At 66.6% G+C, this 11882-nt stretch carries 12 protein-coding genes; 8 read left to right on the top strand and 4 right to left on the bottom strand.

Going from position 1 to position 11882, the window contains the following annotated elements:
* Positions 1–3: 3 nt before the first annotated feature.
* The gene (locus G6N55_RS17955) at positions 4–1560 is read left to right on the top strand and encodes a phytoene desaturase family protein (RefSeq protein WP_085224728.1); all 1557 of its coding nucleotides are present in this window, start codon (positions 4–6) and stop codon (positions 1558–1560) included.
* Here the strand turns inward: G6N55_RS17955 and G6N55_RS17960 are convergent.
* From G6N55_RS17960 to G6N55_RS17970, 3 genes are read right to left on the bottom strand one after another with little or no spacing between them, the layout of a single operon-like run.
* Entirely contained in the window at positions 1557–1883 is a 327-nt protein-coding gene (locus G6N55_RS17960) for a hypothetical protein (protein ID WP_085224730.1), read from the bottom strand. The two genes, G6N55_RS17955 and G6N55_RS17960, sit on opposite strands and share 4 nt — an antisense overlap.
* Positions 1880–3430, bottom strand: coding sequence for an MBL fold metallo-hydrolase (locus G6N55_RS17965; RefSeq protein WP_085224732.1), 1551 nt, complete (start codon positions 3428–3430; stop codon positions 1880–1882). Before G6N55_RS17965 ends, G6N55_RS17960 begins: the two co-directional genes overlap by 4 nt.
* A gap of 37 nt (positions 3431–3467) precedes the next feature.
* Positions 3468–4223, bottom strand: coding sequence for a phosphotransferase (locus G6N55_RS17970; protein ID WP_085224800.1), 756 nt, complete (start codon positions 4221–4223; stop codon positions 3468–3470).
* Positions 4224–4282: 59 nt separating this feature from the next.
* On the opposite strand from G6N55_RS17970, the gene G6N55_RS17975 reads away from it, so the two are divergent.
* From G6N55_RS17975 to G6N55_RS18005, 7 genes are all read left to right on the top strand, one after another.
* Positions 4283–5050, top strand: coding sequence for a lysophospholipid acyltransferase family protein (locus G6N55_RS17975; protein WP_085224734.1), 768 nt, complete (start codon positions 4283–4285; stop codon positions 5048–5050).
* A 6-nt stretch (positions 5051–5056) separates the two neighbouring features.
* Positions 5057–5806 carry a lysophospholipid acyltransferase family protein gene (locus G6N55_RS17980; RefSeq protein ID WP_085224736.1) on the top strand — a complete coding sequence of 250 codons (750 nt, stop codon included), beginning with the start codon at positions 5057–5059 and terminating at the stop codon, positions 5804–5806.
* Between the two features lie 22 nt (positions 5807–5828).
* The gene (locus tag G6N55_RS17985) at positions 5829–6614 is read left to right on the top strand and encodes a lysophospholipid acyltransferase family protein (protein WP_085224738.1); all 786 of its coding nucleotides are present in this window, start codon (positions 5829–5831) and stop codon (positions 6612–6614) included.
* Positions 6615–6659: 45 nt separating this feature from the next.
* The gene (locus G6N55_RS17990; RefSeq protein WP_085224740.1) at positions 6660–7487 is read left to right on the top strand and encodes a Cof-type HAD-IIB family hydrolase; all 828 of its coding nucleotides are present in this window, start codon (positions 6660–6662) and stop codon (positions 7485–7487) included.
* Positions 7488–7643: 156 nt separating this feature from the next.
* Positions 7644–8288, top strand: a complete 645-nt coding sequence (locus tag G6N55_RS17995) for a hypothetical protein (protein WP_232078776.1) — start codon at positions 7644–7646, stop codon at positions 8286–8288.
* Positions 8285–9451, top strand: a complete 1167-nt coding sequence (locus G6N55_RS18000; protein WP_085224742.1) for a glutathionylspermidine synthase family protein — start codon at positions 8285–8287, stop codon at positions 9449–9451. The genes G6N55_RS17995 and G6N55_RS18000 overlap by 4 nt, the downstream gene beginning before the upstream one ends.
* A gap of 32 nt (positions 9452–9483) precedes the next feature.
* Positions 9484–9954, top strand: a complete 471-nt coding sequence (locus G6N55_RS18005; RefSeq protein ID WP_085224743.1) for a DUF350 domain-containing protein — start codon at positions 9484–9486, stop codon at positions 9952–9954.
* A gap of 7 nt (positions 9955–9961) precedes the next feature.
* Here G6N55_RS18005 and G6N55_RS29885 read toward each other — a convergent pair whose 3' ends face one another.
* Entirely contained in the window at positions 9962–11878 is a 1917-nt protein-coding gene (locus tag G6N55_RS29885; protein ID WP_232078777.1) for a spermine/spermidine synthase domain-containing protein, read from the bottom strand.
* Positions 11879–11882 lie beyond the last annotated feature (4 nt).

The raw sequence follows: 11882 nt of genomic DNA on the forward strand, positions 1-11882 counted from the left end.
CATATGACTGGTTATGACGCGATAGTGATCGGTGCAGGGCATAACGGGCTGACCGCGGCCGTAATGCTGCAGAAGGCGGGACTGCGCACGTTGTGCCTGGACCCCAAGCTCTATGCCGGCGGGATGGCGTCCACCGTGGAGCTGTTCGACGGGTACCAGTTCGAGATCGCCGGTTCGGTGCTGTTCCCGACGTCGCTGCAGGTGGTCAAGGAGCTGGGCCTGGACACCATGCCGACGATCGACCTGGACGTGATGTCGGTGGCCGTGCGCGGCGTCGGTGACGATCCGCTGATCCAGTACAGCGATCCGATCAAGCTGTTCACCCACCTCAACGAGGTGCACGGGGCCGAGGCCGTCAACGGGATGGCGGGGCTGATGGGATGGGCCCAGGCGCCGACCCGCGCGCTGGGCCGGTTCGAGGCCGGCATGCCGCCCAAGAGCATCGACGAGATGTATGCCTGTGCCACAAACGAATTCGAGCGCTCGGCGATCGACGACATGTTGTTCGGATCGGTCACCGACGTGTTGGACCGTTATCTGCCCGACCGTGAGAAGTTCGGCGCGATCCGCGGCTCGATGACCGTGCTGGCCGTCAACACGCTCTACCGCGGCCCGTCCACGCCGGGTAGTGCCGCGGCGCTCGCGTTCGGCCTCGGCGTTCCCGACGGGGACACCATGCAGATGAAGAAACTGCGCGGGGGCATCGGCGCGCTCACCGAGCATCTGCGCGAGGTGCTGGAGAGCCACGGCGGTGAAGTTCGGTTGCGTACCAAGGTGACCGAGATTCTGGTGGCCGACGGGCAGGTGACCGGAGTGCGCACCGAGGCGGGCGAGACGTTCAACGCCCCGATCGTCGTCTCAGGCATCGCGCCGGACGTCACGCTCAACGAGATGATCGACCCTGCCGCGCTGCCCGCCGACATCCGGGAACGCTATGCGCGCATCGACCACCGCGGCAGCTACTTGCAGATGCACTTCGCCCTGGACGAGGCACCCGAATTCGCCGCGCCCTACGAGGTACTCAACCAGCCGGCGATGCAGGCCTCGATCGGCCTGTTCTGCACGCCCGAGGAAGTCCAGCAGCAGTGGGAGGACGCCCGGCGCGGCATTGTGCCGGCCGATCCGACGGTCGTGTTGCAGATCCCGTCGCAGAACGACCCGGACCTGGCGCCCGAGGGCAAGCATGCCGCGTCGGCGTTCGCGCTGTTCTTCCCGATAGAGGGCGACGTGGATTACGGGCAGGCGAAGGTCGAGATGGGTCAGCGGGTGATCGACAAGATCACCCGGCTCGCACCGAATTTCGAGCGCAGCATCATTCGGCACACCACCTTCACGCCCCGGCACATGGGCGTGATGTTCGGCGCCCCCGGCGGCGACTACTGCCATGGCCTGTTGAATGCGAACCAGATCGGCCCCAACCGGCCCGGGCCGAAAGGCTTTCTCGGTCAACCGATCCCGATCAAGGGGCTGTACCTGGGCAGTGCGGGCTGCCACGGCGGACCGGGGATCACGTTCACCCCGGGCTACAACGCCGCGCGTGCCGCGCTCGAGGATCGCTAGCGAGCCAGCAAGGTATCCAGCAGGGCGATGAATTCGTCCGGGCGCGCCGGGGTGAACGCGGGGCTCGGCCGGGTTCCCGGAACATCGAGGGTGATCAGCGTCGACTTCAGCGGCCGCCGTATGTCCAGCGGCAGCCAATGGCGCGGGTCCGGTCCGCCCCAGAGGGTGAACCGGGCCGCCAGCCAGCCCAACGATTGTGCCTTGTAGCCGCGGATCGCGTCCAGTGCGATGATCTTCGACGTACCGTCGGGAAAGTGGTAGCGCCGCAACGTGATCGCGGCCCGGTCCAGCTGCACCAAGCCGTCGTCGTAGGTGTCGCTCATGCTCGGCGGCTCCGCAGTTCGTGACCGCGGGTGGTCAGGCAGCGACCGGTTTCCAGCCGCCACTGCCAGCCATGCAGATTGCAGGTCAGCGTGTCGCCTTCGACCACACCGAATTTCGACAGGTCGGCCTTGAGGTGCGGGCAGCGGCGCTGAATCTCCCAGCCGTCCACGGTGATCGACGCGGAGTCATCGTGGGTTTCGGCGAACCAGCCGTCGGCGTAAGCGATGCGTTCGTCGGTCAGGCATTTGAAGAAGGTGTACAGGTACTCGTTGTAGCCGCCGACCCGCCACGCCCGAAAACGTGTGGACAAGAAGACGGTGTTGACCCAGTCCGGTTCGTTGTCGCGCAACACCGTGCGCACCAGCTCGGGCTCGATCGCGAATCCGTAGCGAACCTTCTCGTGAGGAATGCGTTCGCGCACAATCCGTTTCGGGAAATCGAGCACCACGGTCTCGGGGCCGATCACCAGCTCGACGGGGTAGCCGATGCCGTCACAGATTTCGTCGCTTTGCACCATGATCGGTTCGAACAGCGCGCGCAGCGGTTCCAGCAACGGCTCGCCGGCCGCGGGCGCCCAGCCGGCCCGCTCGGCGGCCAGTACCGGGGCCATCCGGTCGGCGTAGTCGGCGATGTAGTCCGCCTTGCCCGTGGTGAAGATGGCCTCCACATCGTCGTCGGGCAGCGGATGCCGCAGCGAATTCAAGGACGTACCAGTGAAATCCGCGACCGAGCCGGGAATCATCAGGAGGCCGCGGTCGTGCCCGTGGCGGCGCATCTGGTCCAGGAACACCAGCTGGTCGGGGAAGATGTTGGCCGGATCGCCGTGGTCGTCGTTGAGGTGGCGTAATTCGGGGTCCAAAAAACACGGCGGTCCCGCGGACGGCACCACCCAGGTCGCGTCCACCTGGGCGATGTACTGGCGCGCGCGATCCATTTGGCGCTGCCGCTTCTGGATGCCGAACGACTCCTTGGCCCGGGCCGGCATGTCGTAGACCATCGGGTACCAGATCGCTCCGGAGTACTGCAGCAGGTGGACATCGATGTGCCCGAATTCGGTTGCCAGCATGTCCAAATCGACCGGCCGGGCGTCGTTCATGTTGAAAACCGTTGTCGTGCCGTCGGAGACGACGAGGGCCGAATCGCCGATCGGGCCGTCGGCGGGTGCCCGCAGCGCGATCACCATCACATCGAGGTCGCCCTTGGGCCCGCTGACCTGGTGCTTGACCGAGTCGCTGGTCTCGACGAACCGGTGAAACCCTAACTTCTGCAGTTCATTTCGCAGATCCGGGACGGGGAAGTCGGGCAGCAGCACCACCGCGTCCTTGTTGACGTGATCGCGCAGATGGTTCGCGTCGAAGTGGTCCTTGTGCAGGTGGGATACATACAGGTAGTCGCAGTCGCCCAGCGCGTCCCAGTCCAGGGCGGTGTTGTCCGGAAAAGGGAACCACGACGCGAAGTAGGCCGGATTAACCCAGGGGTCGCACAGAATGCTGCCCGCTTGGGTGTGGATCAGAAATCCGGCGTGCCCGACGCTCGTGACCTGCACAAATGCCTTTCCAATGGTTCGTGGAATCGTGTCGAGTTTAGCGTGAGGTCGCAGCCCAGGTGGGATCCGAGGCCTGCCACAGCCGCCGGTAGTAGTCGATGCGCACCGGGTCCGGTTCGACGCCGTAGGCGGTGAAGAACACGGTCTCCCAATTCCGGCCGGGAAAGTTCCAGCCCAACGAGAGCGTCGCCACCGCCAGATCGGCCCAGCGGTCGGCCACCCCGAGTTCGCCGAAGTCGACATGCCCGCAACAACGGCCGTCGTCATCGACCAGCGTGTTGGGCGCGCACGCGTCGCCGTGACAGACCACCAGCCGATCGACCGGCGGCGGCTCGCCGACCCGCGACCGGATGGTCGGCGACAGCGCGGCCAGCCGGCCCGCCGCCGACCACTCGAAAGGGCAGGTGGCCGTCGGCAATCCGTCATGCAGTCCGCGCAGCCCCGCACCGATCGCGCGCACCGCCGCCTCCGGGGCCGCCAGCCACCGGGGGTGCACCGCGGACAGGCCCGGCAGTCCGTGGGTGTGCAGCCAGGCACGGTCACCGTCGACCCCGAATCCGAGCACGCGTGGCACCGCCACGTACCGGGCCGCCCAGCGCAGCCGCCGGGCTTCGGCGCCGAAGTCGGTGCCGGGCGCGCCGGCTACCTTGACGAACTCCCGACCGGAGTGGCCCGAACCCAGCCGAAAGGTCACCCCGCCCTCCTCGTTGACCCACACCGCCCGCACGGGCCGGCCGCCGGCGAAGCGGTCGACGATCGCGGGCACCGGCGGCGGCGACGGCGGGAATGTCATGGTCACCTCTTTTCACCACTTCAGGCGGCTCACGGCCGCGACCACTAGGCTGGGAAGCTGTGGAACCGGTATACGGCACTGCGATCCTGCTTGCTCGCACGATCTGGCGCATGCAGGGCCTGAAAATCACCGTCTCCGGTGTCGAGCATCTGCCGACCAGCGGCGGTGCGGTCATCGCGATCAATCACACCGGCTACCTCGACTTCACCTTCGCCGGTTTGCCCGCCTACAAGCAGGGGCTTGGCCGCAAAGTGCGGTTCATGGCCAAGCAAGAGGTGTTCGACGACAAGCTCACCGGCCCGATCATGCGCAGCCTGCGCCACATCCCGGTGGATCGGCAAGACGGGGCCGCGTCCTACGAAGCCGCGGTGCGCAATCTCAAGGACGGCGAGCTGGTCGGCGTCTACCCCGAAGCGACGATCAGCCGCAGTTTCGAGATCAAGGAATGCAAGAGCGGCGCCGCGCGGATGGCCGTGGAGGCCGGGGTGCCGATCGTTCCGCACATCGTCTGGGGCGCGCAGCGGATCTGGACCAAGGGACATCCGAAAAAACTTCTTCGCCCGAAGGTGCCGATCACGGTGCTGGTGGGCGAGCCGATCGAACCGACACTGGGTGTGCAGGAATTGCGGGGGCTGCTGCACTCGCGGATGCAGCATTTGCTGGAACGGGCGCAAGAACAGTACGGACCGCACCCGGCCGGTGAGTTCTGGGTGCCGCACCGATTGGGTGGCGGCGCCCCATCGCTGGCCGACGCCGCGCGCCTCGACGCCGAAGAGGCGGCCGCGCGGGCAGCACGGCGGGCCCAAGCCGCGGGGGCGCCGGAGTAGCTGCCCATGGCGGAGCCGACCTATCGCACGTTGGAGATCCTGTCCCAGTTGGGAGTCTTCGCCACGGGCACCCGGATCAGCTACGGCGGGGTCGAGAACATCCCATCGCGGGGCGGTGCGGTGGTCGCCATCAATCACACCAGCTATGTCGACTGGCTCCCGGCCGGACTGGCCATGCGCCGTCGCGGCCGTCGGCTGCGGTTCATGATCAAGGCCGAGATGCAGGACGTGAAGGTGGTCAACTTCCTGATCAAGCGCACGCACACCATTCCGGTCGACCGAAACGCCGGGTCGGGTGCCTATGCGGTGGCCGTGCAGCGGCTTCGCGAGGGAGAGCTGGTCGGGGTGTATCCGGAGGCCACCATCAGCCGCAGTTTCGAGCTCAAGGAGTTCAAGACGGGCGCGGCCCGGATGGCCCGCGAAGCGGACGTCCCGATCGTCCCGGTCATCGTCTGGGGTGCGCAGCGGATCTGGACCAAGGACCATCCGCGAAGCATCGGCCGCCACAACGTGCCGATCACCGTGCTGGTCGGCCCGCCGTTATACGCCGACGACGACATCGCACAGACCGACGACGCGCTGCGCGAGGCGATGACCAAGTTGCTCTACGAGGCGCAGCAGCAGTATCCGCAACCGGTCGGGGAGTACTGGGTGCCGAGCCGGCTGGGCGGCGGGGCGCCCACGGTGGCGGAGGCGGCGCGGATCGAGGCTGATGAGGCCGCGGCGCGGGCAGCCAATCGCACCCCGCGCCAGTAGCCTTAGGGCGAAGGAGAAAGACATGCCAGAGGGGTTCTACCGGTTCGGGGAATTGATCGTTCCCCCGCTCGTCGCGATGAACGGGACCAAGTTCACGTTCCACGGGCTCGAGAACATTCCGCAGCGGGGTCCCGCGCTGATCGCGCAGAACCACACCAGCTACCTGGACTGGCTCCCGTCGCTGTTCGCCGCGCGGGAACGGGGCCGGCGCATGTACTTCATGATCAAGGCCGAGATGGCCGACGTGAAGGCCGTCGACTACGTGATCAAGCACGCCAGGCTCATCCCGGTGGACCGCCGCAACGGGCACGACGCGTTCGCGTTGGCCGTGCAGCGACTGCGCGCGGGCGAACTGATCGGCATGCACCCCGAGGCCACGATCAGCCGGAGTTTCGAGCTCAGGGAATTCAAGTCCGGGGCCGCCCGGATGGCATTGGACGCGCAGGTGCCGCTCGTCCCGCTGGTTGTCTGGGGCGCTCACCGGATTTGGCCCAAGGATCATCCAAAGAAGTTGTTCCGCAACAAGATTCCGGTCACGGTGTCGGCCGGACGGCCGATTGCGCCGCACGGCTCCGTCGAGCAACTCAACGCGGCGCTGCGCCAGGCGATGAACGAGTTGCTCTACCGGGTGCAGGAGGAGTATCCGCATCCGGAGGGCGAGTTCTGGGTGCCACAGCGCCTCGGCGGCGGCGCGCCGAACCGCGATGATTCCCAGCAGATCCGGCTGGTGGAATTGCAACAGCGGGCCCAGAAGTACGGGACCGACGGGGTGACCCGGCCGGGCGAAACGCAAAGCGGACGGCATTGACCAGCACGACCGGCTGGACGGGCGGATCGCCTGAGTGACAGCTCAATGACGGCGCCGACTTCGCGGCCGGCGCTCATCGCGTGCGATGTCGACGGCACATTGTTCGACGACAACGAAACCATCACCCCGCGTACTCGTGAGGCGGTGCGCGCCGCCGTCGCCGCGGGCGCCAAATTCGTTGTGGCAACCGGACGCCCGCCGCGGTGGATACGTCCGATCGTGGAGGAGCTGGGTTTCGCGCCGATGGCGGTGTGCGCCAATGGCGCCGTCATCTACGACCCCGCCACCGACCGGGTGCTGTCGACGCGCACGCTGCCCGTGGACACCCTGGCCGAATTGGCCGAGCTCGCGACGCGCGTGATTCCGGGCGCCGGCCTGGCGGTGGAGCGGATCGGTCGAAGCGCCCACGACACGGCGACCCCGCAGTTCGTCAGCTCGCCGGGCTACGAGCACGCCTGGCTGAACCCGGACAACACCGAGGTGTCGATCGAAGACCTGCTCAGCGCGCCGGCGATCAAACTGTTGATCCGCAAGTCCGGTGCCCGCAGCGCGGATATGGCCGCCGAACTCGTCAAGCACGTCGGCGTCGAGGGCGACATCACCTACTCCACCAACAACGGGCTGGTGGAGATCGTGCCACTGGGTGTCAGCAAGGCCACCGGCATCGCCGAGATCGCCAGGCCGCTGGAGATCGTCAGCGGCGAAGTGGTGGCGTTCGGGGACATGCCCAACGATCTGCCGATGCTGCAGTGGGCCGGCCATGGCGTGGCCATGGGCAACGCGCATCCCGAGGTGCTCGCGGTCGCCAACGAGGTCACCGCGCGCAACAGCGACGACGGGGTGGGACGCGTGCTCGAGCGGTGGTGGGGCTAGCCGGCCGCGCCGGTGCCGATCTCTGCCGAAGCCGTAGCAAATGTGGCAGACTGCCCGCGTGCCCGCGTTCCGGCCCGTTGCCCGTCGTCAGGTGTTCGCCTGCCCGACGGCGCAGGCCGCCCCCGGCGGCGATGTGTCCGGGTCGAAGGACCGGTAGTGGCGTCGGACGAACAACCGCCGCAGGACGGCGAGCCCACGGACGACAAGGCGGACGAGAAGCCCGAGAAGCTCAGCGGGAGTGGGGACGACGCGCAACCCGCGGACGACGACGAGTCCGGGCAATTCACGTCCGGCGGCAGCATGGAATTCCAGGACGCGGCGACGACCAAGCCGCGCCCGCCCACCCCCGCCGAATTGCGGGCCCGGGCCAAGTACGAAAAGAAGCAGAAGGAGCTTGAGGAGGCGCGCCAGGCAGCCGGGGCCAAGCGGCGCCACCAGCGCCGGGTGTTGATGGGCGCCGCGGCCGCCGTCGGTGTGGTGGGTGTGGTGGCCGGCCTTGGATATTGGGCGTTGTCGACGCCGAACGTCACCGCCCAGTGCGTTCAGGAGGATCCGAGCGGTCAGCCGGTGATCGTGCCGGACAGTTACTGCACCGGGCACACCGAGGGACTCAACGGCTTCTTCTTCTACGGCGGCCACCAGTATCACTACTACTACGGCAGTTCGGGTGAGGTGGGTTCGCGGCCGATCGGCGGGACGACCAGCGCGCCCAAGGGCGCCAACATCACCACCAAGTCGGGAAGCAGCATTTCGCGCGGCGGCCTGGGCGGCTCATCCCCCGGAAAGAGCAGCGGCTCGTGAAGCGCTCCAGGCACAAGCCGCGGCCGAACTGGCAGACGACCGTGGAATCGCAAGGCCTGGTGTATGGGACGCCCGCGCGTGACGCCAGGGGTCGCGACCGGCCGTACTGGGACGAATCCGTCCACTACGAGTTCGAGATGGACGAGATCCTGGCGCTGGAAGCCGATGTCGAACTGCTGCATTCGATGTGCCTGAACGCCGTCGAGCAGGTCGTGCTGATGGAGCGCTACGCGGAATTCGGCCTGCCGGAATGGAGTTGGCAGCCGATCGCCGAATCGTGGCGCCGCGCCGACCCACATGTGTACGGCCGCTTCGACTTACGCTACGACGGGCGCCGGCCCGCGGTGCTGCTCGAGTACAACGCCGATACGCCGACCACGCTACTGGAAGCGGCTATCCTGCAATGGTATTGGCTCAAGGACTGCTTCCCCGAAGACGACCAGTGGAACTCATTGCATGAACAATTGGTCGACCGCTGGAAGCAGCTGCGGGACCTGCTGCCCAGCGATGAGCTGCACTTGAGTTGGTCGGGTGTGGAAGCCACCGGCGAGGACCAGATCACCACCACCTATATGCAGGAAACCGCCGCGGAGGCGGGTTTTCAGACCATCGGACTGACGATCGAGGACCTCGGCTGGGACTCCGCGCTGGAGCGTTTCGTCGATCTCGAAGAGTCGCAGATTCATGCGGTCTTCAAGCTCTACCCGTGGGAATGGGTGCTCGACGACGAGTTCGGCAAGCACGTGATCTCCAGCCTGCCGCAGACGGCATGGATCGAACCGCTGTGGAAAACCTTGTTGTCCAACAAGGCAATTCTGGGCATCTTGTGGGAGATGTATCCGGGCCACCCGAACCTGTTGCCCGCCTACATCGACGACCCGCACGAGCTGACCGAATACGTCCGCAAACCCAAGCTCGGGCGCGAGGGCGCGAACATCAGCGTCGTCGGCGCCGGCATGCAGACCGCCACCGGCGGCGTCTACGGCGAAGAGGGATACGTCTATCAACTGCTGGACCCGCTGCCGGAATTCGACGAAATGCGTCCGGCCCTGGGCGCATGGATCGTCGGCGACACGGCGGCCGGCCTCGGCATCCGCGAGACGGCGGGACTGATCACCGACGACGGCGCGGCCTTTGTCCCACACCGGATCCCCCAGAAGTGAACTTCAGAGCAAGTGAACGGAGTTGATCATCGATGACGACAAACATCGTGGCGCTGAATTCGGGCTATTGGGACCACGGATATTGGGCGGTGCTCGGCCGTGGCGCGGGCGCCATCATCTTGTACGCGATCGTCGGTCTGGTGCTGATGTTGGTCGGGTTCTACGCCATCGATCTGACCACGCCGGGGCCGCTGCGCAAGATGGTCAACGTCGGAAAGCCGAACGCCATCATCGTGTCCGCGGCGGGCATGGTGAGCATGGCGTTGATTGTGGTGCTGGCGATCTACTCGTCGTCCGGAAAGCTGGCCGAAGGGCTGGTGGGATCGGCGGTCTTCGGATTGGTGGGCATCATCGCCCAGGTGGTGATGATGCGGATCGCCACCATGGTGATCGGCATCGACATGGACAACTTGTTCAACGCCGACGAGTTCAACTACGAGGCGTTGATGGTGGCCGCGTCGCAGGTGGCGCTGGGCGTCGTGGTCGCGGTCGCGATTCTCTGACGCCGATCTAGCTGGCGCGCAGGCTTTTTGGCGGCACGGTGGCGGATGCCAGCGTGTCCGCGTCGATGGTGCGGGGGCGGTATGGTAGCGCCGGCAAGCGCGCCGACATCCTCGCGACGGGGTCGTCGCAGGTCTCGGACAGCCCGGAAAGAAACGCCCACTCGTGTTCGTCGCTGCCGAAATATATTACGCTTGAGAAAGTTTCGCGAAATCGTCGCCATGCCGAGTGCAGCGACTCGTTGCGCCACAGCGTGGGGCAGCCGGCCTGACCGACAACCACGCGGCCGATATCCCGGCAGCGTCGCAGGAAGTCGATGTCGTAAAGCCGATTGTGCTGGACGGGCTCGACGCGCTCGTCGGGAAGATCGATCACCACGATGTCGTACGGCGTACAGGCGCCGCCCACGAATTCCCAGCCGTCGCAGTAGTGCATGGCAACCGGCCCGGAACCTGTTTCCGCCCTGCGTAGTTCGTCCTCCGTGTAGCCGTAGGGCAGGTGCCGCGCGCACAGCCGGACGGCCTCGCGATCGATGTCGACGTGGTCGACTTGGGTGGCCCCCGCCGCCACCGCCTGCTGGCTGACCACGCCCTCGCCCGAACCGATCACCAGCACCCGGTTGACCTCGCCGGCCAGTAGCAGCGCCGGCACCAGCAGCGCTTCGTGATACACGAGCTGGCTGAACTCGGTGCTCTGCCGTTCGCCGTCGCTGAACAACGAGATGCCTTGGTGGGTGCGGCCGATCACCAGGTTCTGGAACTCGGTGTCGACGTCGCAGACGACCTCGGACAGTTCCCAGATCCGGGTCAGTCCCGGCGCCAGCGGTTCGGCGATCTCCCATCGGTTGTCGGTAGGCTCATCGAAATATGTTGGCAGTGAGAAGAATCCGTTGAAATTCACCGATGCGTAGCTCGCGGTGTAGGCGCCGGCATCGGCGATCTCGACCCGATCGCCTGGACTCAGGGTGAGCGGAAGCGGATAGCTTTGGTAGAGCACGTCGTCGCCGTCGCACGTCGGGCCCGCGACGACCGCGTCGCCGACGGGATCGCCATCGCGGTCGGTCGCAAGCCGATACCGGATGTACTCGTTCTCGGTCTCGGCGAGACCGCCGTAACGCCCGATGTCCAGGTACACCCAACGCCGCGCATCGGTTCCGGCACGTACCGCGACCACTTCGCAGCTGATCGTGCCCGCCGTGGCCGCGATCGCCCGCCCGGGTTCTACGGCGAGCCGCGGTGGGCTCGCGCCGAAATGGCGGGCCAGTGCGGAGTGGATTGCCTCGGCGACCACGCCGAGGTCCGGTGCGCCGACCGCATACGCCAGCGGGTACCCGCCGCCGACATTGATCGTGTGCAGATCGCCGACCTCGTCGAAAATCGATGCGGCACAACGAATTCCCAGCTCCCATGCCGCCGGGTCGAGCTGTTGTGAGCCGACATGAAAGCACACGCCCTCGGTGTATAGTCCCAGCTGCCGGGCGCGCCTCAGCAATCCCGCGGCGGCATCGGGCGCGCAGCCGAACTTGTGCCCGAACGGCGTCACCGACGATGGAAAGTCCGGTGCGATACGGCATTCCACCGCCGCGCCCGGCGCGTGCTCGGCGATGTCGTCGGCTCCCTGCTCGGTGTCGAACGCGAACCGTCGCACCCCGCGCTTATACGCCCGGGCGATGTCGGCGGGCTTCTTGACGGTATTCCCGAACGTCAGCAGGCCGCCGTCGATCCCGGCGGATCCGCAGGTGTCGATCTCGCCGACGGACGCGACGTCGAATGCGGAGCCCTCCGTCGTCAGCAGGCGCAGGATCGGTTCGGCGGGGTTCGCTTTGACCGCGTAGCGGATCTGCGCCTGGGGAAATGCGGTGCGCAGCGCCCGGAAGTTCTCGCGCACCTGACCGAGATCGATGCTCAGATACGGTGTCTCGGGCACAGGT

This window comes from Mycobacterium florentinum, from assembly GCF_010730355.1.
In the GTDB taxonomy this organism is placed as follows: Bacteria; Actinomycetota; Actinomycetes; order Mycobacteriales; family Mycobacteriaceae; genus Mycobacterium; species Mycobacterium florentinum.

What these genes read in the sequence shown, in the direction of transcription:
- G6N55_RS17955 (WP_085224728.1), top strand. Translation starts at nt 4, where the DNA reads ATGACTGGTTATGACGCGATAGTGATCGGTGCAGGGCATAACGGGCTG.
- G6N55_RS17960 (WP_085224730.1), bottom strand. Translation starts at nt 1,883, where the DNA reads ATGAGCGACACCTACGACGACGGCTTGGTGCAGCTGGACCGGGCCGCG.
- G6N55_RS17970 (WP_085224800.1), bottom strand. Translation starts at nt 4,223, where the DNA reads ATGACATTCCCGCCGTCGCCGCCGCCGGTGCCCGCGATCGTCGACCGC.
- G6N55_RS17980 (WP_085224736.1), top strand. Translation starts at nt 5,057, where the DNA reads ATGGCGGAGCCGACCTATCGCACGTTGGAGATCCTGTCCCAGTTGGGA.
- G6N55_RS17985 (WP_085224738.1), top strand. Translation starts at nt 5,829, where the DNA reads ATGCCAGAGGGGTTCTACCGGTTCGGGGAATTGATCGTTCCCCCGCTC.
- G6N55_RS17990 (WP_085224740.1), top strand. Translation starts at nt 6,660, where the DNA reads ATGACGGCGCCGACTTCGCGGCCGGCGCTCATCGCGTGCGATGTCGAC.
- G6N55_RS18005 (WP_085224743.1), top strand. Translation starts at nt 9,484, where the DNA reads ATGACGACAAACATCGTGGCGCTGAATTCGGGCTATTGGGACCACGGA.